The 24,367-nt window shown below is 44.6% G+C and carries 21 protein-coding genes; 1 reads left to right on the top strand and 20 read right to left on the bottom strand.

The annotated features are described in order from the left end of the window. Positions 1 to 45 precede the first annotated feature (45 nt). The 11 genes from phnC to MHB49_RS17905 all read right to left on the bottom strand — a co-directional run bounded on the left by phnC (position 46) and on the right by MHB49_RS17905 (position 11,750). Entirely contained in the window at positions 46 to 762 is a 717-nt protein-coding gene (gene phnC / locus MHB49_RS17855) for a phosphonate ABC transporter ATP-binding protein (protein ID WP_405152386.1), read from the bottom strand. A 23-nt stretch (positions 763 to 785) separates the two neighbouring features. Continuing rightward, positions 786 to 1,712, bottom strand: coding sequence for a phosphonate ABC transporter substrate-binding protein (gene phnD, locus MHB49_RS17860; protein ID WP_405152387.1), 927 nt, complete (start codon positions 1,710 to 1,712; stop codon positions 786 to 788). Between the two features lie 44 nt (positions 1,713 to 1,756). Beyond that, positions 1,757 to 2,455 (bottom strand): HpcH/HpaI aldolase/citrate lyase family protein, encoded by a 699-nt coding sequence (locus MHB49_RS17865; RefSeq protein ID WP_405152388.1) that lies wholly within the window; start codon positions 2,453 to 2,455, stop codon positions 1,757 to 1,759. Positions 2,456 to 2,571: 116 nt separating this feature from the next. After that, positions 2,572 to 3,711, bottom strand: a complete 1,140-nt coding sequence (locus MHB49_RS17870) for a M20 family metallopeptidase (RefSeq protein ID WP_405157166.1) — start codon at positions 3,709 to 3,711, stop codon at positions 2,572 to 2,574. Between the two features lie 6 nt (positions 3,712 to 3,717). After that, the gene (locus tag MHB49_RS17875) at positions 3,718 to 5,226 is read right to left on the bottom strand and encodes an alkaline phosphatase family protein (RefSeq protein WP_405152389.1); all 1,509 of its coding nucleotides are present in this window, start codon (positions 5,224 to 5,226) and stop codon (positions 3,718 to 3,720) included. A gap of 52 nt (positions 5,227 to 5,278) precedes the next feature. Continuing rightward, positions 5,279 to 6,559, bottom strand: coding sequence for an ABC transporter substrate-binding protein (locus MHB49_RS17880; RefSeq protein WP_405152390.1), 1,281 nt, complete (start codon positions 6,557 to 6,559; stop codon positions 5,279 to 5,281). A 62-nt stretch (positions 6,560 to 6,621) separates the two neighbouring features. Beyond that, complete coding sequence (locus tag MHB49_RS17885) at positions 6,622 to 7,287, bottom strand: carbohydrate ABC transporter permease (protein ID WP_405152391.1); 666 nt, start codon at positions 7,285 to 7,287, stop codon at positions 6,622 to 6,624. 173 nt (positions 7,288 to 7,460) lie between these two features. Next, on the bottom strand, positions 7,461 to 8,354 hold the full coding sequence (locus MHB49_RS17890) for a carbohydrate ABC transporter permease (RefSeq protein ID WP_405152392.1): 894 nt from the start codon (positions 8,352 to 8,354) through the stop codon (positions 7,461 to 7,463). Between the two features lie 104 nt (positions 8,355 to 8,458). Next, positions 8,459 to 9,676, bottom strand: coding sequence for a pyridoxal phosphate-dependent aminotransferase (locus tag MHB49_RS17895; protein ID WP_405152393.1), 1,218 nt, complete (start codon positions 9,674 to 9,676; stop codon positions 8,459 to 8,461). A 184-nt stretch (positions 9,677 to 9,860) separates the two neighbouring features. Then, complete coding sequence (locus MHB49_RS17900; protein WP_405152394.1) at positions 9,861 to 10,649, bottom strand: DeoR/GlpR family DNA-binding transcription regulator; 789 nt, start codon at positions 10,647 to 10,649, stop codon at positions 9,861 to 9,863. Between the two features lie 297 nt (positions 10,650 to 10,946). Next, entirely contained in the window at positions 10,947 to 11,750 is an 804-nt protein-coding gene (locus MHB49_RS17905) for an inositol monophosphatase family protein (RefSeq protein ID WP_405152395.1), read from the bottom strand. A gap of 151 nt (positions 11,751 to 11,901) precedes the next feature. Here MHB49_RS17905 and MHB49_RS17910 point away from each other — a divergent pair, with 151 nt between their 5' ends. Continuing rightward, the gene (locus tag MHB49_RS17910; protein WP_405152396.1) at positions 11,902 to 12,024 is read left to right on the top strand and encodes a hypothetical protein; all 123 of its coding nucleotides are present in this window, start codon (positions 11,902 to 11,904) and stop codon (positions 12,022 to 12,024) included. Positions 12,025 to 12,271: 247 nt separating this feature from the next. On the opposite strand, the gene MHB49_RS17915 is transcribed toward MHB49_RS17910, so the two are convergent. From MHB49_RS17915 to MHB49_RS17955, 9 genes are all read right to left on the bottom strand, one after another. Further along, a complete protein-coding gene (locus tag MHB49_RS17915; RefSeq protein ID WP_405152397.1) occupies positions 12,272 to 13,897 on the bottom strand; it encodes an extracellular solute-binding protein in 1,626 nt (541 codons plus the stop codon). Between the two features lie 20 nt (positions 13,898 to 13,917). After that, positions 13,918 to 14,790: a carbohydrate ABC transporter permease gene (locus MHB49_RS17920; RefSeq protein WP_405152398.1), complete on the bottom strand. Its 873-nt coding sequence runs from the start codon at positions 14,788 to 14,790 to the stop codon at positions 13,918 to 13,920. Positions 14,791 to 14,805: 15 nt separating this feature from the next. Continuing rightward, positions 14,806 to 15,717, bottom strand: a complete 912-nt coding sequence (locus MHB49_RS17925) for an ABC transporter permease (RefSeq protein WP_405152399.1) — start codon at positions 15,715 to 15,717, stop codon at positions 14,806 to 14,808. Positions 15,718 to 15,902: 185 nt separating this feature from the next. Continuing rightward, entirely contained in the window at positions 15,903 to 18,026 is a 2,124-nt protein-coding gene (locus tag MHB49_RS17930) for a glycoside hydrolase family 3 N-terminal domain-containing protein (RefSeq protein WP_405152400.1), read from the bottom strand. Positions 18,027 to 18,036: 10 nt separating this feature from the next. Then, entirely contained in the window at positions 18,037 to 19,422 is a 1,386-nt protein-coding gene (locus MHB49_RS17935) for an alpha-galactosidase (RefSeq protein ID WP_405152401.1), read from the bottom strand. After that, complete coding sequence (locus MHB49_RS17940) at positions 19,419 to 20,345, bottom strand: ROK family protein (RefSeq protein WP_405152402.1); 927 nt, start codon at positions 20,343 to 20,345, stop codon at positions 19,419 to 19,421. The genes MHB49_RS17935 and MHB49_RS17940 overlap by 4 nt, the downstream gene beginning before the upstream one ends. Positions 20,346 to 20,364: 19 nt before the next feature. After that, the gene (locus MHB49_RS17945) at positions 20,365 to 21,081 is read right to left on the bottom strand and encodes a 6-phosphogluconolactonase (protein ID WP_405152403.1); all 717 of its coding nucleotides are present in this window, start codon (positions 21,079 to 21,081) and stop codon (positions 20,365 to 20,367) included. A 12-nt stretch (positions 21,082 to 21,093) separates the two neighbouring features. Continuing rightward, positions 21,094 to 22,224: an ROK family protein gene (locus MHB49_RS17950; RefSeq protein WP_405152404.1), complete on the bottom strand. Its 1,131-nt coding sequence runs from the start codon at positions 22,222 to 22,224 to the stop codon at positions 21,094 to 21,096. 1,429 nt (positions 22,225 to 23,653) lie between these two features. Continuing rightward, positions 23,654 to 23,824 carry a hypothetical protein gene (locus MHB49_RS17955; RefSeq protein WP_405152405.1) on the bottom strand — a complete coding sequence of 57 codons (171 nt, stop codon included), beginning with the start codon at positions 23,822 to 23,824 and terminating at the stop codon, positions 23,654 to 23,656. Positions 23,825 to 24,367: the final 543 nt, after the last annotated feature.

Raw genomic sequence — 24,367 nt, forward strand, 5'->3', positions numbered from 1 at the left:
CTATCTTCACCTGATTCCTGATTGTTCTCGTAAAGTTGGTACAAATCAGAAGCATTGACCTGATCGGAACGATAATCCGCCACGATAATCCGCCACGATATTCCCGGAGTTCAGACCAAGAATTCTTTTGCTGTATTTTGGAGCCAGGTCAATCTGATGCAGGGTTATAATCATGGTTAGTTTCTCTTCCTCATAGATTTCCATCAAAAGATCCATGATAGAATGGGACGTTTTGGGGTCCAGACTGGCAACAGGCTCATCGGCAAGCAGTAATTTTGGCTGTTGAACCAAGGCTCTCGCAATAGCAATCCGTTGCATTTGCCCACCGCTTAAGCTGTCGGCTCTTTGATTTCGTTTCTCAATCAAACCTACCTTCTCCAGGTAATGAAGAGCTAATTCATAGTCTTCCTTTTTATACACCTTGAATAAAGACGGCAGGGTCGGATTATAGGACAGGCGCCCACAGAGCACGTTATCCAGCACTGTGAGTCGCTTGACAAGGTTAAAATTCTGAAAGATCATTCCGATATTTTTTCTTAACAGCCGTATTTCCTTTTTATTGGTTGGAAGCTTTTTTCCATCGATGTAGATACTGCCGGAAGTTGTTTCAACCAACCCGTTTAAGCACCTTAGCAAGGTTGATTTGCCGGCCCCACTGGGGCCGAGCAGCACTACCGCGTCATTGCTCTCAAAAGAGCAATTAATATTATTTAAAATGGTTTCTTGACCATAAGATTTAACCAAGTCAACTACTTCAATCATTGTTTTCCTCCGTTTTATTCAGTCTATTTCAATTCAGAAAGATCCAAATTTAGTATCTTAGCTATTTCCCGTAAATTGTCATAAGCCGAATCCGTTATTTCACCATATTTATCCAACCCCAAGGCCTTCAAAGATTCAGGAGATTCCTTATCCATATCAAGATAAGCCTGCTTAATTTTTTCTTCCAATCCGCTGTCCAGGTCTTTTCGTACTGCTACCGGAGAGGTTGGGATAGGGGCTGATTCATGTAGAACTTCTACATCCGGGAGCATGTTTTTCGCTAGCATTTCTTTATAAACAGTATCGGAAGTGGCGGCAGCATCAACTTTCTTATTCTGCACTGCCAGTGCTGAAGCATCCCCACCACCCGCATAGAGACTAGTGGAAAAATCTTTTTCTGGATCAATCCCATTTTTCAACAGCTCATTTCTAGGCACTAAATTTCCTGAAGTAGATGCTGGATCGATAAAGGCAAATGTCTTACCTTTCAGGTCGGAAAGCTTCTTTATTCCCGAGTCCTTGCGTGTTAGAATAACGCTCTTGTATGTTGGTAATCCAGTGTCTGCGTCAACCTTCGAAACGATAGCCTCGGCATTAGCCTTGTCGGTAGCTAGCAGATAGGAAAACGGTCCTAAATGAGCAACGTCAACTTGCTTGCTTCTCATTGCTTCCACTACAGCCGTATAATCATTGGCCACAAAGATTTCAACTTCCAGGCCAAGCTTCTTGGAAAGATAATTTTTTAAAGGCTCCATTTTGGATTCAACGTTTTCACTGTCTTCGCTGGGAATAACCCCGATTTTCAACTTGTCAGGCGTATAGGATGAACCTTCCTTTTGGCCGCTTTCAGCAGAACCAGTGTTTGGAGTGCCTTGTGCCGTGCATCCAATCGTTCCGAAGATGAATAGGATACACAATAAGGGGATGAGTGCTTTTCTAATGTTAGACATGATATTGCTCCTCTCAAATCCGTTCATGTGTGTAGCTTGGGGATTCAATCCTTGGCATTCCCTAAGAATGCGGAAGATGAATAAGCCAGCAGCGTCGTTAAGTGCGTATAGTAATATTGAATCCCTTGCTCCAAACGTCTCGGCGTTATTTCAAGATTCCCTGCCGTACCCGCTACCATACCCAAATCAATGATTTTGGAGAAAGCATCATCCATAACCTTTTGTACCACAGGATGCCCGGCATTTCCGGGGTGTCCAAGAGATTGAGAAAGGTCAGACGGACCTATAAATAACACGTCAATCCCTTCAACTTTTGCGATAGAATCAAGGTTATCAACAGCTTCCTTGTCCTCAATTTGGACGCAGACCAACAGATCTTCATTAGCCTGCTCGGCATATTCGGTTAACGTGATCCCGAATCCGTAATTGGCGGAGCGTGTTCCCACGGCCAGGCTTCTGTTGCCGATCGGATGGTATTTTACAGCGTTGATGATTTTCTGAGCCTCTTCCGCAGAGCAGACATGGGGTGCTTGTATCCCCATCACACCACGATCCATGTATTGCCCGATCAGCTCCGGATCGTTTTTTTGCGGTCTAATGATAGGTGTAATGTTGCTCGCTTCCGCTGCCATGACCATGTATTCAACGGTTTCCAAGGTTATGGAACCATGCTCGCAATCAATCAGCACCCAATCGTATCCTAATTTCCCGGCCATTTCTACAAGCTGGACAGAAGGGATCATAATGGAGACCCCTAAAGCCGCTTTACCTGCTAAAAGTTTTTGCTTCATCTTGTTTCGCAATGTCATATCCCCTTTAAAACATTGGTATTTTTATTTAATCCATGCAAGTTAATTATTTATTCACGACTTAATCGTTTAATCAGGTTAGCCAGAAGTCTTGTTCTCGGCACCAAGCTTTCGATATCCAAAAACTCCTCCGCAGTATGTGCGTTACCTCCACGGGGACCTAGCGCATCAATCGTAGCTACTCCTACTGCCGCAGTCAGGTTGCCGTCCGATCCTGAACCTATTTTCATATCCGTTAACGACTCTCCCAGCTGCAGCGCTTCTTCTTGCACGATTTTCAATAAATGCTCAGATTTCGCAGTTTTGATCATCGGAGGTCTTGTAATACTGCCTTGCAAGACTAACGTTGTTCCTTCAGTCGTTGCCGCCCCGCAAATCTCTCTGATTTTGCGCTCCAACTCCACAGCCTGTTCCAATGTCTCCATTCGTACATCAATAGAAGCCTTGGCCTGGGCAGCAATTGTATTGGGCGTCGTTCCGCCGCTAATCACCCCGACATTGACATGTACGCCTGCACTTGGATCAGTCAGCGCATGAAGTTGAATAATTTTATGAGCAAGTTCACCAATGGCGCTTCGTCCCTTTTCCGGTTCTTCTCCAGAATGCGCCGCCTTACCGGTTACATGCAATTCGAATTTACCGCCGCCGCGCCGACCGGTTATAAGCCTCCCCGTCATATCGCTCGGTTCAACGATCAAAGCATACTTAACACTTGCCGCTTCCCGTTCAATCAATTCCCTGGAAAAAATCGAACCGTGCTCTTCATCCGAATTTAGAATGATTTTGACCCGCTTGAAGCTCTCGCCGCCTTGTTCAATCAATGATTTTATCGCAAACAGCGTCATGACCAGACTGGCCTTCATATCGTATATGCCGGGTCCGTAGGCAAAGGATTCATCGCGTGAAAATGGCCGGCTTTGTGCGGTACCCACAGGATATACCGTGTCCATATGCCCAATAATCAAGATGTCCGGGTGCTGCTCCTCAGGATGAGTAATGACCAAATGATCCCCCCGCTCAGACTGCTGATCGACTGCAACCTGAAATCCAAGCGCCTGATAAGCAGAGGCCAGCACATCCCCCACCTGCTCCACACCCGTTTTATAAAACGTCCCGCTATCGATATTGACAATCTTCTCGATCAGGTCAAGCATGTCCGCTTCCTTGTTATCCCAAAAATTTGTCAGCATCATATCTCATCCTTTCTTCGCGGCTTTCGCGAGAGCTTCTTTCGTATTTTCACAAAAACAATCGGTGAGATATGTCGATCCATTCACATTAGCGATCTGAATTCCTTTTACTCGTTCGGAATCCGTATATAATTCTTCATACTTCACAGCGTCGTGCTGAACCGCCTGCTCTTCGCAATCTTTTAAACCTTCAAATAAAACCCTTCCTGTAAAGCCGCTTTCACCCGTAACCCCAACCAGGTGCAAAGCCGTTGGCGCAATGTCAATAATGCCTGCCGGAATGTCCGTCACATGACCTTTTTTAAAGCTTGGGCCGATTCCCATGCAAAACGGTCGCATATCCTCATTCCGGATAGAGCCATGGTAGGCTTTATTCTCCGTCTTTGAGTTTAAATAATGAACAACGCCTTGAATGCCATCCTGATTTATTTCATCGGTCCACTCTGGAACAACGGCCAACAGAGGGGCTCTCTCGTGGGTAATTTTTCCAATCACCGCACTCAAAGGAAGAGCATTGTTCAGTTGCTGATGAAGCGGTTCTCTCGCCAATAGCATACCGCACCAGGGTTGGGCGGATAGCCAGTCAGCGAGCGCCTGCAATTCCTCTACTTGATTCTCGTCCCCATAAATAAAAGCGTCCACCGCGATAAAATTCAGTTCTCTATTCAATTCTTTCCGAGCTTGATTCAAATAGTGCTCCAGACTACCGACCATGTTCGCTGTCGAATGTCCGTGATCGCTGATGAGCATGATATCCAGTTCATCCTCGAGGCCAAGTTGCGAGACAGCCTCCAGAATCTCGGACAAACATTGATCCACCAGTCTTAGGGCTTGTTTAGCCTCTTGCGAACCAATGCCGCAATAATGTTGTGTTTCGTCCGGTTCGGGAAGCCACAGCACCATAACGGTATTCTGCTCATCGGGCAATTGCTGTTCAATGAGCGTGCGAACGGCCCATAAAGTGCGTTCCTTCTTGTGGATCAAGACATCAGTTTCGTCAGCGACTGGGCCTCGGGCAGCATGCAATTCGCTAAGCTCTGGAAGACCATAGTCGGTAGACGGATTCATGACATGCTGCGGATGGTTAAAATTCCAGAGCAATGAAGCTCCGGGCGAACTTCCGCCCGAAACCGTCAAGCGCAAGTCCGCTTGGGCCAATCGGTCCCCGAGCGTCGGACGCAAGAGCAGCTCTTCCCCAGTTCGATGCTGGAATTGCAATATTTCCCGATGGTCACCTGTCTGGAGCAGTCCGTCTTCCGAAAAGTGAGGCGCGTACATGAGATTGCCCATCAAACCATGCTGCCCTGGATAGGATCCAGTCGTTAATGAGGCCATGCACACCCGTGTCAGCGATGGATAAGCGGAATAAAAAGATTTGAATAGCGTGCTGCTTTCCATTAACTGGCAATAAGTGGGCGTCGTGTCGGCATTAACCTGATCGGGCCTTAATCCATCCGTTCCTATAATGAGTACCCGCCGTCCCGAAGGACTTTTCTTCTCAGCCGTTTTCCCCATGGTTCTCAGTCCTTTTCTATCAAATTATCATTCGTTTTTTAGCTACACTTTATTATTTCAACAGCTCACGTATCTTGTCGGCAGCTTCCTTCATTGATTCTTGGGCCGGAACGTTTTCGGCATAGGTTCTTCCGAGCGCATTTTGGATTTCAGTCTCAATCTTTTCGAAGTTAGGCACGACCGGGATTCCCTTACCATAAGGAAGTTGATCGATAGTGATTTTGAAGAACGGATTTTCTTTATAAAACTTCGCCATTTCAGGCGCATCAACGGCAGATTTGCGAATTGGCATATATCCGGTATGCTGAGCAAAATAAATGGTTTGCTGCTTATCGGTAAGGAACTTCATGAACTTCCAGGCTGCATCTTGCTTTTCCTTCGGTGCCTTCGCCACAATAGCGAGATTTCCCCCAGAGGTTGTAGGAACGGCATATTCTTTAAACTTTGGTACAAAACCAACGCCAAGATCAAACTTGACATTCTGTTGGATCTGGTTAAGGTCTCCTGTCGAGGCCAGCAGGAAAGCTACCTTGCCGTTTTGGAAATTGATCATTTCCTGATCGCCATCTCTATTCCCACCCATAGGCTGCATCATGGTTTTATCGTCATATATCATTTTCCGGTACATTTCCAGACCTTGAATCGCCGGCGCTTGGTCGATAACAACATCCTTATGATCCGGGGTAAGAATATCTCCACCATTGGACCACATCAACGAGTAGTAGTAGAGGGGTGGCAGCAATGACGCATAGCCGAATCGTTCTGTCTTCCCATCCTTGACGACGGTCGCTTTCTTCGCGGCGGCCATCATATCATCCCAAGTGGTTACCGGGTGCTCTGGATCAAGCCCGATCTCCTTCACGACATCTTTGTTGTAGTACATGATCGGTGTACTCCGGTTGAAGGGAAGGGTGTATGTCTTTCCTTCGATTAAAGTGTCGTCTACAAAGCTGTCCACAAAATCGTTGTACTTAAACTCCGGATCATTTTGAATATAAGAGTCAAGCGGCAGCAATGCTTTATTGTAAGCAAAGGCCGGCCAGAATCTCGCGTTCAACTGAACAACATCTGGTACAGCATTGCCCACAATTGCCGTCAATAATTTCTTGCCGATATTATTCGTACTTTCCTGGAACACCGCATTGACCTTCACTTCATTTTGCGATTTATTAAATTGTTCGGTCAAATCTTTGATGGTGTCCCCGATCACGCCGCTATTGCCGTACCAGAACTCGATTTGTACCGGACTCTGCTTGCTATTTTGATCTGATGAGGAGGAAGACGAAGCTCCTTGCCCGCAACCTGCAAGTACCATAACCAAACTTGACGCCACGAGAACACTTTTAATGAATTTGCTTTTCAATGGTTTCACCTCGTTTTTTAATGGCTTATCGCTTACTTCAAACCCGTAGTGGCCACACCTTTGACAATAAACTTCTGCATGGAAATGAATAATACGACTAATGGAGCGATAATGACTGTAGCAGCGGCCATGACCAGATTCCACTGCGTTCCTCCGCTCCCTCCGCCGCCTTCTTCCATAAATCGCGACAGTCCTAACTGAACGGTCCGCAAATTTTCATTATTGGTTACAATGAGCGGCCAAAACAGTTCATTGTAATTCCAGATAAAGGATAACAAGATATACGTCACAACAGCAGCACCCGATAATGGCATCATGAGATGACGCATGATTCTGGTGTGTCCGCAGCCATCGAGAATGGCCGCCTCCTCAAGCTCTTTTGGCACTTGCATAAAGGCTTGCCTCAGCATAAATATGCCAAAGGCTTTTACGGTGAATGGCGCGATCAAGCCCATATACGTATCCACCCACCCTAATTGTTTGATCGTCAAAAAATTAGGGATAAACGTAACCTGGTCCGGAATCATCATGGTAGCCAGCACCAAGAGAAAAAGAAAACCGCTTCCCTTAAAACGCAGTCTGGCAAAGGCATAAGCAGCCGGGATGATCAACAGCAGTTGCACCATGATCGTGATGCTTGCTGTGAAAAGGCTATTGAATAGATACCGGCCCAGCGGAGCCATTTTCCATATTTCCACGTAGTTTTCCCAGTGGAACACTTCCGGGAACAACATAGGAGGAAACACGTACACTTGATCGTTGCTCTTTAATGAATTGCTCAACATCCATATAAAGGGGAATAATATAACAATTGAAAAAAGAATCAAAAGGAAGAATCCGAACCATCTAAATGCAACTTGCTGCAATCTCATTAATAGTGCACCCACCTTTTGGAGACTTTCATCTGGATAAATGTGATGAGCATAAGGATAATAAATAGCACCGATGAGGCTGCAGAAGCGTAGCCGATATCAAAAAATTCAAAGGCATTCTGGTAAATGTAATAAATGATCATATTGGTGCTCTCTGCCGGCCCGCCGCGGGTCATCGTAAACAGCAGATCGAAATCTTCAAAAGCGCCAATTAACGCGACGATCACAACAAACAAGATATACGGAGAGAGCAGCGGCAGCGTAATCCGGGTAAACACTTGCAGCCTTCCCGCTCCATCCATCTTGGCTGCTTCATACAGGGAGTCCGCTATGTTTTGCTTGCCTGCCAGCAGAATTACCATATAGTAGCCGACCACCTTCCAGACTTTCGTAATGATTAGCGCAGCCATGGCCCACCCCGGCTTTGCCAGCCAAGGAGCGGCAGGAATATTGAAAAAATCCAGCACCCAGTTGATCAGACCAAAATCCTTGTTGTACATCCACACCCATAGGGTTCCTATAGCCGCCATAGGCGTAATGTAGGGTAAAAATATGACCGAGCGAAACCACCTGACGCCTCGCATTTTTTCGTCCAGTACAACAGCCAGTACAGTAGCCAGCAAGACCGTAAAGCCGACGGAGAAAATTCCAAATATAAACGTGTGTCCAACAACACTCCAAAATTCGGACGAGGTAAACATCCGCGAATAATTGCCTGCGAAAATCCAATTAAAATCAGGGGTAATCAGATTCCAGTCCGTCAGGCTCAGAAAAAATGTCATACCCATCGGATACAGATGAAATACAACAAGAAGCATAATGGCTGGAAAAACCAATACATAAGCCGTTAAATTCGTGTACATCCATTTGGCTATGCTTGTTTTATTTTTCACCGTTTGCCCGCTCAATCCCCTCTTCCTTTCCCAAACCAGATGTTTATCCATATGCACTCCTTTGCATCGATTGATGCCTTACAGAATTCGAGTCATACTAGGAATCATTTCAGATTCTCCGCTCTCATTTTCAATAGAGACAATGCCGCCCTGATCAAGGCAACAGCCTCCTGCAATTGTGCCAGGGATGTAGCATAGGAAAGCCGAATAAATCGTGGAGCCTGAAACATGTCCCCCGGCGTTACGACGACACCCACTTGATCCAGCAAATATTCGGCAAAGTCCTTGCTATCAGCAATCGTCCCCTCCTCATAAACTGAACCAAAGTAACGGGACACATCCACCATTAAGTAAAAAGCGCCTCTCGCATTGGGGCATGACAATCCCCGAATCGATTGAATTTCACGAATCAGATATTGTCTTCGTTCATCAAAAGATTTTGTCATTTCATTGACCGAATCCCCCTCATCTTTGAGCGCCACAATCGCTGCATATTGACCGATCGAACTTGGATTGGAGGTGGTGTAGCTTTGAAGGACCGTCATGGCTCGAATCACGGGTAAGGGGCCGCAGGCGTAACCGATTCGCCAGCCCGTCATGGCATACGCCTTGGACAACCCGTTGATCGTAATCGTCCGCGATTTAATTTCCTCGCTTAAAGCCGCGATTGAGGGAACTTTCTCACCATAATTCAGATATTCATAGATTTCATCCGCAATAATGTAAAGATCATGACGAACGGCGATCATGCCGATAGCATACAACGTTTCTCGATCAAGCACCGTTCCGGTCGGATTATTGGGATTTGTCAACAAAATAGCCCGCGTCTTGGAAGTTACTTTATTGGCAAGCCGCTCCACGTTTAGCTGAAAGTCTTGTTCCGGTTCGGTTTCAACAAACACAGGAACCGCTCCTGCGTAGGCGATCATTTCCGGGTAACTCCCCCAGCAGGGAATCGGCAAAAGTACTTCGTCGCCCTCATTGCAAATTGAGAGCAACGCATTCGCCACTGCTTGCTTAGCTCCAGTGGTGATGACCACCTCCTCCGGGCTGTAACTAAGATCGTTATCTCGCTCGAGTTTGTCACAGACAGCCTGCCGGACATCATGTGTCCCCTGCACGGGGGTATACTTCGTCACACCTTTGATAATCGCTTCTATACCTGCATGAGCGATATGGACCGGTGTGGGAAAATCCGGTTCGCCCACGTTAAGCGCGATAAGCTTGCGGCCTGAGCGGCGAAGTGTTTCGACTTTATCTCTTAATTCTGCTCCGATATAAGGATTTAGCGTGCTGGCACGATGACTCAGTTGATAGTTCAATGTTTGGTTTCCCCTTTCGTTTCATGTGGTTTCTACAATGGAATCTTAACACCCAAATGTGAATTTAGTGTAAAAACAACATATTAATATTGTAAATTTTATAAATACAAATATAAAACAAAATAAAAACAACACCTCGTTTGGAAACAAACGAGGTGTTGTTTTTATAGCAATTCTCTTGAATTTAAATAGAAATCCATTGTAATGAGGACAATTCGGTGTGTGATTTCCATTCTTCAGGCAAGTTCGTATCAGTAATAATCATGTCCACATTATGTAGGGCAGTTACTTTATACAAATGATTGACTCCCATTTTTGAAGCATCCGCTACCAACACCTTCTTTTGGCTTTGACTGAATAGGCTTTTCATCATTATCGCGGTTTCGCTCTGAAATGTACTGATATTTTCAGGCGTAAAACCCCCGCAGGAAAAAAAAGCCTTGTTTACAGAAATGTCCTTTAACATGTCTTGAGCAAGTACGCCTGACATTCCCATCGAAGAAACTTGAAGCTCTCCGCCAATCTGAATCACTCGTCCATCAAATTTCCCATTCCGCTTATATTGAGCGAATTCAAAAATGATTGGAACGGAATTGCTGACCACCGTAAGCTCCTTTTTGTCTCTTAAGAAAGACGGCATTTGGGCAATGGTGCTCCCTGCCTGGAGGAATAGAATATCATTGTCTTCCACCCATTCGGCTGCCTCGGCTGCTAGTTTTCTTTTGACCTCCAAATTGAGCGACTCTCGATCGTTATATACCCATTCCAGCTTTTGATCGCTCGTTTTGATCGCTCCGCCAAATATTTTTTTTAGTTTGTTTAGACTCTCCAGCTTGTCCAGATCTCGCCGAATGGTCTCGGTTGTCACGCCGAATTTTTCGGCAAGTTTTTTTACATAGACTTTGTCCCGTTCCTCTAGTTCCTTCAATATCTCTTGTCTTCTTTTCTCCACTTCGCTATAGGAAGAATGCATGCTTACCCTCCATACTCTGTATGTCATTCTATTACATTTATCTTAACTGAATCACACCAAAGAATCCATGGGGAAATGACATATTTAACTTTGTTTTTTGATCATTTACAACTCAACAACAACGTAATTCCATCCATTATCACATCCATGCGGAATTCACAACATGAAAACCACAATCCTGTCGATAAACGGGAGTCGCAACCGCAGAGCTCCCGTTTCATTTATTCGACTATTGTTCTCCTTTAGTGCTAAAACCATTATTAATTGGATAAGATTATGTTCGACATCTACTAAATGTTATGTGTACAAGATTCTCTTGGACTTATTTAATATTTCCTGATGAAGCTCCTTACTGGCCGCAAGAATACTGCTGCCTGCCATATATATATCTATCGGATCTCCATTTAAACAAGTAATTCTACCTCCTGCTTCTTCGACTAACAATTTACCTGCTGCAAAATCCCACGGTTTCTGAAGAGAACTAAAATATGCATTAAATCTTCCGCAAGCCACGTAAGCCAGTTCCAGAGAGCCGCATCCAATCATACGGATTCCTCTTGACTCATTAGCGATATGATGTACAAACCTTTCAAATCCAAGTCTCTCTTCTTGCTGATCATATCGAATAAACGTAGAAAATAATGAATCAGTTAATGCCACTGATGTTGAATTCATCAAAAGTCGTTTATTGTTCAGATATGCGCCTGAACCTTTCTCTGCCCAAAAAAGTTCATCAGAAGAAGGGTTGTAAACAGCCCCGCAAATCCCTTGTCCATTCTGATATAAAGCGATGGAGATCGCAAAAGTTTGTTTTTGATGTAAATAGTTCGTTGTCCCATCGATCGGATCAACAATCCAAACGAAATCATTCGGTTCAAACGTTTCTCCTGTATAACTTTCTTCCCCCATAATTTTGTGATGAGGGAAATTTTCCTTTATCCGTTGTATGATCATTTGCTCATTTTGGCGGTCTACAAATGTAACCAATTCTTTATGAGATGCTTTCGAACCTACATCAATGTTGCCTTCCAAATGCCGCAAACTATTTTTTCCGGTCTCGATGAGACATGCTTTGAGTACGTGAAGGTATTGTTCAGACATTTATAAACCTCCATTCAAAGTGTTTTTTTCTATGATATCACAAAAAAAGTTTTTGCTTCCATGATTACAACTTCTCTACTGCGAACACGTTATATCTTGTTGTTTTCAAGCCATTCATGCGATACAATGCCAACAAGGGGGGCAAACGAAAATGGGAATTGATGAAATGATTCGTGTAGTGCCTTATGATGAACAGTGGCCTATTTTGTTTGAGAGTGAAAGAGCGCTACTTCTTAACGCCTTCGAAGACAACGCAGAGGAACAATCCGAATGAGGCCAAGCAATATTATGAAAAAAAATTAAACGCAATCCAAAAAGGGTATACCACACTACTCTCTTATTCGGATGAAAAAAAGGATTACATATCTAATTTACTCGAGCGGGCTAAAAAGTAAAAAAATGACGGACAGAATAGCCAACAAGCATTTGTCATTATCAAACGGCAAGCCGATAACCACTGCCGGAATATAGTGAAAAGGGCTCTTCGATCGGAGAGCCCTCTTTTGATTAGTTCCTGTATTTTATTCCAGTTTCTTTACATTCGCTTCAATTTGGCTATTTCGCTCCTTCACCAACTCATCGAACCCATTATCCATTCGATATTGGATGAACTCGGCCATCGCCTGATCGACTTCTTTGTCCGACTTGGCATCCAAAATCTTGGCGATCGTCTGCGACCAGTTCTGCTCGATCTTCTCTGCGTTTCTCGAAGATTGTTTAGATAAATAAACGTCCAGTCCTGCGATTTCGAATTGTGGAACAACGTGGTCTTTGGTCCATTGTTTGGCCTGTTGCAAAGCCTTCGGAAACTGCGAAAGTCCCATTTGACGCGAGAGCAAAGCACTGTCCTGCAGCCACAGATGAGTCGTCAAGCCGATTTCCTTCTCAAAGCCCGCCGGATCAGTCTGCTTGAAATCCAGTAAGTCTGCATTTAAGACCGGCTTTTCATTCACCAGACTGTAAGTTTCCCCTTCTCGTCCAAAATTCATTACATTGTTCCCTTCCTCGCTAACCAGATATGTTATGAGCTCCATCGCTTTTTGCGGATCCTTGCTGCTTTTAGTTATGAAAGTTTGGGTCCACCCTTCGATGGACGTTCCTGGCAAGGCGGTCGTTCGTCCAACCGTAGAAGAGGGCCCGTTAACGGCGATGTATTCCTTGCCTGGATGTTCCTTCGCCCACACGGTTAACGTATCCGTCTCCGCGGTCAAATCCGCAGCGAAATAGGCGAAGTAGCTGCCGTTCGTTATCCGGGCATTCTTGTCGTCTCCGGTCATCGTAATCATATCCCGGTCTGCCAACCCTTTTTGACGTGCTTCAACGAACACCTTAAGCCATTTCTGAAAATCGGCATCCGTATAACGGTCGTAGTATTTACCATCATCAGTCAACATCGGGACTCCGATAAAATCAGCCAACGTTCTATTAAACACTCCGTTCTTCTCAGAGCTATCTCCTGTAAATGGGGTCACCCCAATCGGAATAATGTTTTTTTCCAGTTCATCCTTCGCACCAAGCTTCTGCATGGCTTCCAATGCCGAAATAAATCCTTCAGGCGTGGTCATATCCGGCTTGCCCAGCAGTTCATAGATATCCTTCCGCACCAGAAACGCCTGATTGCCATAAATGCCGCCCTTTTCATAATCGGATTTCGTGTTCGAGAAATTAGGATACCCGTAAATATGGCCGTCATCCCTTGTAAAGAACTTGAGCGTTTCAGGTTTGGAAGCGGTTTCCAAAAAGTAAGGATCGTATTTCTTGGCCAGCTCATCCAGTGGAATCGCAAATTTTTCGGCATCCTTAACTAACGGGTTGCTTCCATCCATCGTAATGATATCTGGCAGATCTCCGGAGGCCATCATCGTATTCAGCTTGTCGTCGCTGCCGCCCAGATATGTGATGCTTACTCCAGTATCTTCTGTAATGAATTTGGAGGCTACGTCCTTGCCCCAGGATTGGGCAAACCAATCAAAGTTAATATACCAATCCAGTTCGGCTTTGGCCGTGTCTTTCTTCCAACTCGGCGTATTTTTGTCCACTTCAATCGTTGAGTCCGGCAGCTCCGTCTTGTTTGCCTTCCCCCCGCAGCCTGTCAACGATAATGTCAATGCAGCCAAAGTCATAATGATGATCGATTTCTTCATCATGTTCTCCCCCGTTCTTATCCTTATTCTTTGACGCCTCCGACCAGCATGCCGCTAATAAAGTATTTCTGAAGAAATGGGTAAACCAGCATAATCGGCAAGGTTGTAATGATCATGGTTGCTTGCTGCAACGATTGCGTCGTAAATGCTGTGGATATATATACCCCTGCTTTGGCAGAGTTCGCCGCGCCAGCGCTCGTTAACAGCTGATACAAATAATATTGAATCGGGTACAGTGTTTTATCCGTCACGTACAGCTTGGCGACGAAGAAATCATTCCACTGATAGACGCCATGAAACAAAGCAATCGTGGCGAGTACCGGAAAAGATAAGGGAACGACGATTTTGAAGAAAATTTGAAATACACTAGCTCCGTCGATCTTGGCCGATTCTTCGATGGATTCCGGCAAGTTCCTGAAGAAGTTCATTAATATGATCATATCGTAAAAGCTGAATAATACAGGGATAATGTAGACCCAGAAACTGTTTGCCAGACCGAGCGATTTCACGACCAGAAATGATGGAATCATTCCTCCGTAGAAAAACATCGTGATGATCCCCATACGGATGAATATCTTTCTCCCCAACAAATAGGACTTGCTCAGAGCATAGGCTGCAGCACCTGTAACGGCCAAATGCCCAATGACACCGATTACAGTTTTGGCTACGGTCACGCCGAACGCCCTGTAAATAGTCGTATCTTTCAAAATGGTCTCATAGTTTACCAGCGTAAACTTCCTGGGAATCAGGTAGATGCCTCCCTTCATCGCGTCATAACCATTATTGAAGGAAAGTGCAATGATATTGATCAAGGGAAATACAATGACGGAAATAAAAACAATCATAAACAGCATGTTGAACATATTGAATATTTTTTCGCCTCTATCCAGTCCCACGCGGTTGCCTCCTTTCTAGAAAATGGAGCTGTCACTAAGCTTCTTGGTCAGAACATTGGCGATCAGAAGTAAAGTGACCGAAACAATAGAAGAAAAGATGCCGACAGCCGTTGCAAACGAGAAGTCTCCTTGCGCAAGGCCCAAGTGATACACATACGAATCAATGACTTCACTGCGCGGCATGTTTGAAGCGTTTTGCAGGACCAGCGTCTGATCCAGGTTTGCCCCGAGAATCGAGCCAATGCGGAGCAGAAACATCAATACGATAATGTTTTTGATGCCTGGAATCGTGACATGCCAGATTCTTTTCAAAATTTTGGCTCCATCCACTTTGGCAGCCTCATACAATGATGGATCTATCCCGGCTATGGCTGCCAAATAGAGAATGGTTCCCCAGCCGACCTCTTTCCAAATATCCGATAACGTTGCTATCCACCAATAAGCATTTGCATTGGACAAGAAAGAGATCGGTTCAGATATAAGATGCGTGGATAGCAGGAAACTGTTCAAAAGCCCGGTCGATCCGAGCCATGATGTAATCATGCCGCCAAGAATGACCCATGACAAGAAATGGGGCAAGTAGGAAACCGTTTGCGTGAATTTCTTTAAGAAACTCAATCGGATTTGATTGATCAAAATAGCCAAAACGATTTCAAGCGGAAAACCAATCAAAAGCTTCATCAAACTGATTCCTAACGTATTCGTTAACACATTATAGAAATCGTTGTCCCCCAAAAAAGCTTTGAAATTATCCCAGCCCACAAATTCAGAACCCGTAAAGCCAGATAAGGGAGAATAGTCCTGAAATGCGATAACCAGTCCGAACATCGGAACAAATGAGAAAACAACCATCAATATGATGCTGGGCCAGACCATGACTTGAAGCTCCCACTGGGAAAGAAACTTGTGTCTCAATTTGGATAACATCACCTTACCCCCTCTCTATCACACTTTAAGCTTTGCATAATCCAGGCATTATCCGAAAATGGCGCCAGACTCCCTCATCGAGTTCAATTTGCTGCGCAGAAAAACTTTACACAATTAATTAATTTCATTTAATAAATGGGCGAGTCTGGTGGCCATTTCAGAAAAACCTTTTGATGCCAGATTCGTTAACGATATTCTACCGATGCAATGGGATTTTGAAGATGATTGATATAAATATTGAATTTCCCCGGTTCCATCGTTTGTTGCAGCTGGTGATCCAAATAACGAAAATCGTCCACACTCAACGTCATTTGTACAGAAACGGTCTGATATGCCGGAATGCTGATCACTCGATATTTCTTCATCTCGCGGATGGGACGTACCGCTCTTGAGACGAGGTCCTCAATGAATAAGATAACCGTCTCATCATAATCATATTTGCTTGGATTACTTACCTCAAAAGAGATCGTTAATTCTTGATCATCTGTCAGATCATGACGTGAAATCCGGAAGCCCGAATACTGCGTATCGGTATAAGTCAGTCCGTGTCCGAAAGGAAATAAAGGTCCAATCTCGCAGTCTTGATACCTGCTGCTGTAGCTTGATTCATTGGCTGGCCGTCCCGTACTGTATTCATTGTAATAGATTGGCGCTTGCGACGAATGACGAGGGAAAGACATCGTCAACTTGCCGGTAGGGGTGCCCTGGCCTGTAATCAGCTCGGCAATTGCATTTCCGGCTTGCGTACCTGGATACCAACACCACAAGAGAGCCGGAATATCATCAATAATGTTTTGAAGAGCCAACGGCCTGCCTGAGAAACAGATGCACGCATACGGTTTGTTCGTCTGCTTGACTTCGCGGATCAGCTGCTGCTGGCTGCTCTCCAGTTCGATGTTTACGCTGCTATGCCCTTCGCCGCTTAATTCCCATTGCTCACCGATCGCCACGACAATGAAATCGCATTGTTCCAATTGGGATGTCGGACAGTCCTCGAGGGTTTCGTAGACTTGCAGATTAAAGGATTCATTCGCTCGCTTCATTCCTTCTGGCAAAGTAACAACGTCATCGAAGCTCCCCTTGCATTTCCAATTTCCTAATAATTGATTGCTGCCGGCAAATGGGCCAACGATGATGATGTTTTTGTATTCTTGTTTTATAGGCAGCATTTGTTCGTTCTTCAGCAATACACAGCTTCGTTTGGCAGCGTTCTTTGCATTTTCCAGAAAACGTGGATTCAAAAGGACTTCATGCTCCAGATCTTCGTCTGCATAAGGATTTTCGAACAGGCCCAGTTCATTTTTGAGCTGCAAAATCTTCAATACTGCTGCATCAATCTCCTGCAGAAGCGCCGGATTCTCCGCCAGAATTTCTTCGTAGTGCTGAAGGTACAGCGTCGAAACCATTTCGATATCAATGCCAGCTTTTAAGGCTAATTCGGCGGCTTCCTTACCGTTTGCTGCTATACGGTGGTTCTGCAATTCGGAGACAGCGCCCCAATCCGATATAACGATCTCATCAAATTGATAAGTGTCTCTCAAAATTTCCTTCATCATCTCTTCGCTTGCACTCACAGGTATGCCGTTAAAACTATTGAAAGAGCTCATGACGAATTTAGGCTTCTCTTGCAAGGCAATTTCATAGGGCTTGCCATAGTAGGCGTAGAATTCTCTCCAGGACATATCTACGGCGTTGTAGTCCTTCCCCCCGATGCCTGCTCCATAGGCGGCAAAATGCTTCAAACAAGCCGCTACTCCTGAATCGGCGATGAGGCCGTGCTCTCCTTTTTGATAACCTCTGATCATTGCCCGGCCAAGGTTGCCGGATAGCAAATGGTCTTCGCCGAAGGACTCCATCACCCTTCCCCACCTGGAGTCACGCACAAGGTCGACCATCGGTGAGAAATTCACATGAATACCGGTGGCACGCAATTCGGAAGCGGTGTCCTCCGCAACCTGCTGCAAAATACGCTCATCCCAAGTACAGGAAAGGCCCAATGGTATGGGGAAAATCGTCTTGTAGCCATGAATCGCATCGTGCATGAACAAGAGAGGAACCTTGAGTCTTGACCTCTCCAAATATTGGCGTTGAATCCGATTCGTAATTCCGGCGCTCGAGACGCCGATAATGCTTCCCATCGTATAAAGGGTATCTCCCTCTATCATATGGGCCGGAAAGTCTGGGCCTGTTTCGACCATTTCGCTGTCTACTTTGCCGATGTAATGCTCTCCGGTAGTCTGGGAAAGCTGTCCGATCTTCTCGGCAAGCGTCATTTCCTGAAGCAATTCGATGATTTTGCGATTTTCCATAACTGCTCCTTTATTTCCACTCCAGCGGAGGCAGGATATCTTGCTGCAGTCTGCACATCTCGTCAATCATTGCGCAGGCCTGATAATACGTAGGGGATTGAGGGTCCAATAAAATGGCCTGCAGAAGCTTCGTCTTGGACTTCTCTACATAAGCCTCAAGCAGCAGTTTGTGAATCGTTCCTTGAATATGAATCGTTCCGATGATCGCGGTTGGCAGTTCAACCGTCATCGGTTTCAGCGTAATTCCTTTACCGTTAACAATGGCTTGAGTCTCAACCACCATATCGTCAGGCAGCCCTTTGATCGCCCCTTTGTTTGGCAAATTGACAGCATTCAATTCAATCTCATCATCGAAGAAAATGGCTTCAATAATCGGAATGGCATATTCATTGCTGCAGCTCACCTTTTCCTTGTCGAAAATATAGGCCTCTTCCACCCATAACTCCTGTGTTTGAACTTGTGAGAACAAGCCTTGATCGATACTGTTACCGCTCGCACAATATACGAAATCCGGAGTTCTTGAATCGCTCTCCCACAGCTTTTCGCGAATAGGATCGTATCTGTACTGCAAAGACAGACCCGCATAGAAATCTTCGGCATAAGATACATATTCGCCACAATGGTTGGTTCCTGGATACGGATAATATCCGTATGTGCGGTACATCGTTCTCGATAGGGCAACATGATCGAATTGAGCCAGACGGTTGGCTTTGCGTTCTTTTTCATCAAACAAAGGATACAAATCCTCCCCTGTTTTTTTGTTCCAGATTTTGGTGAAGAAGCCGAAATGGTTGAGGCCACCGCCTTCCATTCCGATGTCGTTGATATCCATCTCGAGGAAATGGGACAGCTGCTCGATTCCCATATCAAGCCCATGGCATAGACCAACGATTTTGATCGAGGTGAGCTTTGAAATGGCTTCTACCAATTTTGCTTCCGGATTGGTATAGTTGATGAACCATGCGTCTGGACATACCCGTTCCATTGTGCGGGCGATTTCGAGCATGGGTCCCAGATTCCGCAAGGTATGGAACATAGAGCCGGGACCGCCGTTTTCCCCGTAAATTTGCTTGCTGCCAAATCGCCGAGGTACGTGGAAATCCTGGGACCAGTAGAAATAGCGATTCACTTCGATGGCAACGATGACGAAATCAGCCTTTTCCAGCGCCGTCTCCAGCCGGGTCGTCTGCCAAATGTTCGCCGGATGCGAGAACGCGGTGAACATATCCGAAGCATATTTATACGTTCGAGCCACGTTTTCTTCTTCGATATCCATCAGGGCGATTTCCAGCTCCACCTGGGTTTTCAATCGCTCGGACAGCACCATATCCTGAAGCGCTCCCAAAGCAAAGGAGACGCTGCCGGCTCCAATCAAAGCCACTTTCATTTTCTTCATGTTGTTCGTGCTCCTTTATCGTTTTTTAGCGCCATGTAACCCGCTCCGATGATCCCTGCATCAGGGCCGAATTGAGAAAGGACGACATGGACTTTGTCTCTTAAATGCTTGAACACTTTCGTTTTAGCGCTTTCAATCATTTGATCTACCAACCATGGATTATTATGAATGACTGCCCCTCCAATGACGATGACGTCCGGATCGATCGTTTGCATCAAAGACGCAATCGCGTTGGAGAAGTGTTCGACCCAATCCGTAATAAGCCTTTCGGCTTTTTCGTCGTGCCGTTGGTATTTATCAAAAAGCAAGTTCACCGTGGCCTCGTTGCCGTATAAGCGTTTACTTTCTCTTTCCAGGGCTCTGCCGCTGCATAGAGCTTCCAATGTGCCCGGCTGAAGGGAGGCATGGGCATGGTGCTTTCCGTGATTGGATATCACCATGCTGCCAATCTCGCCAGCATAACCGTGTGCTCCGTGAAACAGCTTGTTGTCCACAATAATTCCACTGCCGATTCCTGTGCTCACTGTAATATAAATCGACTGATGATATGCTTTAGACGCACCCTGCTCTGATTCAAGGAAGGTCACAACATTGACATCATTTTCGAAATGAACCTCGTATCCCGTTAAAATCCGCTTGATCACGTCAGTATGAATCCCTTCCAAACAGGGAATATTGGTCGCATCGCATAGAATCTCAGTTCCTTCTCTCCATGGAACAGGCAAGGCTAGACCAACCTTATCGGCTGAGCGGTACAAATCTGCTTTTTCGATCAGCCGCTTGACATGACGAAAAAGTTCTTCTCCATCTTGAAAATCCCCAGTCGATGCGGTCTCTTTTCGAACCAGCTGCAGCTGCTCATTCACTAGTCCGACTCTTATGTTGGTTCCTCCAATATCTACGCCGATGACATTGTTACTCATAATTTGAACTCCTCAGTTTTTATCGCTCTTTAATGTACTTCGCCGCCTCCGAATCCAGGAAGAAATCAATATGCTCGTAACCGAGAAGCTCCTGTGCAGGAAGCTTGGCGTCCGGATTTGTAAAAATGTCTTGGACAACTCCGGCTTTATGCCCGCCGGTGATGACGACAATCACCCGTTTGCTGGCGGCAATTTGCCCTAGCCCCAAGGTAATCCCTTTGTCCAGGAGCGTAGGCTGCCGGAAATATTTCTGGGCCACCGTCCGGGTCGTTGGTGATAAATCGACCACGCTGCTGTGGGACAGGGTCGGACTGCCTGGTTCATTCAGACCAATGTGACCGTTCATTCCAACGCCCATCAAACTGAACGTTATTGGATGCTGGTCAATAAAGCGGTCAATCCTCAAGCATTCTTCCTCCAAATCAGGCACTGTTCCATCGAAGAATTCGATCTGCTGAGGATCAAGTTGGATCAGCGAGAATAGATCCTCGTTCAGCATTTGATAACAGCTTCCTTCAAATTCTTTGCTCACGCCCACCCATTCATCCAGACTCACAATTTTCAGATGGCGAGTTTCAGCTTGTATCCCGGCGTCTTCGGCTAATGTCAGGTAGCTCTTCTGCGGCGTGCTGCCTGAGGCCAAACAAAACACCGCATGATCGTCCGATAAATGGGCCTTCATCTCTGCAGCAACTGCCGTTGCAACATCCTCTTCTGTTTCAAAAATTCGAATCATTCTGCTAACCTCCTATCCGGATATTACGTGGATCATTTCATTCTGAAGCGAGAGGACAGCGGCGCCAACCGCAGTCGAATGGTACATATCACTGTAAGTAATCGTTGGGGTCCATTCCACGTACTGTCCGACGTAATATTTTGTTCTCTCCACAATCCGCTCGGGGAACAACGCTACCGTCTTGCCGCTGATAATAACCTGTTCGATGTCAAGTACGCTGATGATATTGATCATAGTGAGGGCAAGATGTTTGCCCACGTAATCTGCGCAAGCTTCGACTTCCGAGTCAGAACCAAGATCATACCTGCTTAACAAATGCTGCATTCCCAACCTGCTCTCCAACCAACCGACGGAAGATGGAGACCTCCGGTATTCCGGATCAAAGCACATATACTCCAGTTCTCCCGCGCTTGCATTGAACCCTCTGTGCAGTCTCTTATTGAGAATCAGACCGCCACCGATCCCCTCTCCAACCGCAATATGCACGATATCCGTCGGTGCTTGGCCAGCATTTTCCAGATTGCGGAACTCAGCCACAGTAGCGGCATTTACATCGTTCTCAAGGAGAATAGGCAAGTTCACACGGTCCATGAAATTTCGGATGATCTGCTCGTATGGATAATCCTGCTCCTTATTATCCTGAACTCGCATTCTGATCGTTTTCTTTCTGGTGTTAATCGCGCCGTCAACCCCGACGCCGATGCCTACGACAATGCTATTTGTCTTTGTTGCTGCATCTTTCATGCGCGAAATGATATTTTCAAAAATCGAGACAAACGGTTCGGTATAAAATGGAACGTCGGTTTCCACAGAATACGAATCAATAATTTTGCTGTAGAGGTTGATCAGCACGGCCGTTATTCTTTTGCCTATAATTTGAATTCCAATCGTTACGTAGCTGTTTTCATTAAACCGGTAAACCGTTCTTTTTCTTCCCAGACCCCCAGAGCCTTCACGACTCTCTCCGGTGGTGGTCAACAGCCCGATTTCTTCAAAAAAATTGACGATTTTGCTGACGGTCACAAAGCTCATTGCCGTTTTTTCTGCGATTTCTACCTTGGCCAATTCCGGATTTTGCATCAGAATATCAAAGATGATCTTTCGATTCTCATCCTTGATATCATTCGGCAAAAAAGACTTCATCTTCTCCCCCCCTTTTTTACGAAACATAATTAATTAATAAGGTTAAATAATTAGAGAAAAATATAAAGACCATAAACGATCTTTGTACAATCATATTACACACCTCTTGTAATCGCTGTCAACCATTTAATTTTCGATGTCGATTCTTTGACAATGGAGGAACATTCCTTTGAATAAAAAGCACAGAATCTAGATTCAGTTTCCTGTGTCTAGTTCTCTTATTCTTTCGGCTTTAATTCGTCATTGATAAAATAACTGCTTCATACGGCCTTAATTTTAAATAGTCTTCATTGGTTTCCAATCGTCCATCGATGTTGTTCAGCAATACCTGGACATGCTTAAGTTTGGCTTTCAACGGGCCGGTAATCTGAAAAGAATTTTGCGAATCGGAATGGTTTAACACGATCAGCCAGGTATCCAAACCGGAGCTGCGCGTGTAGGCTTAGATATGGTATCGTCGACAGATTGATCCGCGTAATCCCCGTAAACCATGATCTTGTGCTTTTTACGCAAACGGATTAACTCCTCATAGTAATAATTATAAATTCTATTTCCCTGAAAAAAATGGCTGAATACCTCTTTGAGAAAAGCATCAAAAAAAAAACGCCCAGTTAATGAAATCGTAAATACGTATAACCTTGCTGATAATGATGAATTTTGATTTAAGAAACAGTGGTGAGGTTATCAATCATGATAAGATCGTTAATATACTTAGTGACCGTAACCTCTGTTTTTATGTCTTTGTAAATGAATTTAGACTATGGACATAAGTAATTCAATAAGAACGAATGTTCTCCAATGATGATTTGCTTATAATGGAATTAACAGCTATTACAAAAGTGTCTAATTCCAAAGATAAGTAACTGCATCAGTACAAGTTCTTGTCTTTTTACAATGACTACGATCTAGGCAATGTGTTCGTCCCTTGTTACAAAAGTATATTCCCCCCTTTCCATTTAAGGCTATAGTTCCGGTTGGAATACTTTTGAGCATTGAAACTGGTCTCTTGATCATTATCCAGCCATTAGTCCGTTAATTATTCAATAGAGACCACCACTTCCACTTAGATAGTTTCTAATCGGAAAAGGGCACATGTTCTTATCCATTACGGCAATCGGTACAAGTTCTTGTCCTCAAATGCCAGTTTCAGTCTGATATTTCGCTTTTTAATGCCTAGCCGACCGTGTTTAACCTCTCATCGTGTCAGTTTTCCTTTAACAATTTGAACATTGTTATGTATTATGGTATTTAATGAAGTTGTAAAAGCGTGTGCTTAATGTTTAGATATACACCTAATCGGCAATCGGACTATGTTCTTGTCTCTGGACAGATATCCTCATCTATTCTAAGAAATGTTTTCAATCTCAGTTTATCTTCACATATGAAGAAAAAAGCCATCATTTAAGCGCTGGCTTTTACTAAAATCGTTTCATTTACGTTTGAGGAATGACGGTAAGCCATAGTTTGCCTTTCGCTGGTAAACAACAGTTACTTCGCGATCAGGACCACCATCAACCGAAGGAGCCATGAGTTTCACTTTCGGGAGGTCATCAACTCGCTTTTCTTTTTCTTTAATAAACTCTTCATTCGTTTTACTCATTTTAATCCCCCAAAGAGATAATTTAATGTGGTAACCAGTGTTTAATCTTCTTTATCTAGTAGTAAACTCTTCAATCGTAAGCTCTTTCTGGACACTGATATGGAGAATAATCACAATTCTTTACCCGAAGAATAATACAACATTTATTTATGCGCAAATGTCCTCTGCCATAACAAATTATGTTTGACAACCGTAATTCATGTTCCCTGATAAACAAGATAAGGTAAAAATTTATAGTTGTCCACGTACCTTTTAAGCAATAAACTACCTATATCTTGAGTTATACGTAATTAAATTTATTTGAAAAAATGAATTAGTTTTGTGTTAAGTTATTAAAAGCAACTACCTGCCCGTTAACTTAACAAAACAGCCGATCACAATGATCGGCTGTTTTGTTGCTTATATTGTTCTATTATTTTCCGTTAACGTAATCCTCTTTCTTCCTAGTCTCTTCTTTCGACATGTGTTTTTTAAGATAAAAAAACAACCTCTATTGCATGAGTTTAAGTAGCACATACACTGCACTTATAAACCAATAAACCA

This window comes from Paenibacillus sp. FSL K6-0108, assembly GCF_045040695.1.
GTDB classification, from domain to species: domain Bacteria; phylum Bacillota; class Bacilli; order Paenibacillales; family Paenibacillaceae; genus Paenibacillus; species Paenibacillus pabuli_B.

Bases quoted from the DNA above. Each gene is read 5' to 3' on its own strand.
- phnC (WP_405152386.1), bottom strand. From the start codon at position 762: ATGATTGAAGTAGTTGACTTGGTTAAATCTTATGGTCAAGAAACCATT.
- phnD (WP_405152387.1), bottom strand. From the start codon at position 1,712: ATGTCTAACATTAGAAAAGCACTCATCCCCTTATTGTGTATCCTATTC.
- MHB49_RS17865 (WP_405152388.1), bottom strand. From the start codon at position 2,455: ATGATCCCTTCTGTCCAGCTTGTAGAAATGGCCGGGAAATTAGGATAC.
- MHB49_RS17870 (WP_405157166.1), bottom strand. From the start codon at position 3,711: ATGCTGACAAATTTTTGGGATAACAAGGAAGCGGACATGCTTGACCTG.
- MHB49_RS17875 (WP_405152389.1), bottom strand. From the start codon at position 5,226: ATGGGGAAAACGGCTGAGAAGAAAAGTCCTTCGGGACGGCGGGTACTC.
- MHB49_RS17900 (WP_405152394.1), bottom strand. From the start codon at position 10,649: ATGCATTCTTCCTATAGCGAAGTGGAGAAAAGAAGACAAGAGATATTG.
- MHB49_RS17905 (WP_405152395.1), bottom strand. From the start codon at position 11,750: ATGTCTGAACAATACCTTCACGTACTCAAAGCATGTCTCATCGAGACC.
- MHB49_RS17910 (WP_405152396.1), top strand. From the start codon at position 11,902: ATGGGAATTGATGAAATGATTCGTGTAGTGCCTTATGATGAACAGTGG.
- MHB49_RS17915 (WP_405152397.1), bottom strand. From the start codon at position 13,897: ATGATGAAGAAATCGATCATCATTATGACTTTGGCTGCATTGACATTA.
- MHB49_RS17925 (WP_405152399.1), bottom strand. From the start codon at position 15,717: ATGTTATCCAAATTGAGACACAAGTTTCTTTCCCAGTGGGAGCTTCAA.
- MHB49_RS17930 (WP_405152400.1), bottom strand. From the start codon at position 18,026: ATGGAAAATCGCAAAATCATCGAATTGCTTCAGGAAATGACGCTTGCC.
- MHB49_RS17935 (WP_405152401.1), bottom strand. From the start codon at position 19,422: ATGAAGAAAATGAAAGTGGCTTTGATTGGAGCCGGCAGCGTCTCCTTT.
- MHB49_RS17940 (WP_405152402.1), bottom strand. From the start codon at position 20,345: ATGAGTAACAATGTCATCGGCGTAGATATTGGAGGAACCAACATAAGA.
- MHB49_RS17945 (WP_405152403.1), bottom strand. From the start codon at position 21,081: ATGATTCGAATTTTTGAAACAGAAGAGGATGTTGCAACGGCAGTTGCT.
- MHB49_RS17950 (WP_405152404.1), bottom strand. From the start codon at position 22,224: ATGAAGTCTTTTTTGCCGAATGATATCAAGGATGAGAATCGAAAGATC.
- MHB49_RS17955 (WP_405152405.1), bottom strand. From the start codon at position 23,824: ATGAGTAAAACGAATGAAGAGTTTATTAAAGAAAAAGAAAAGCGAGTT.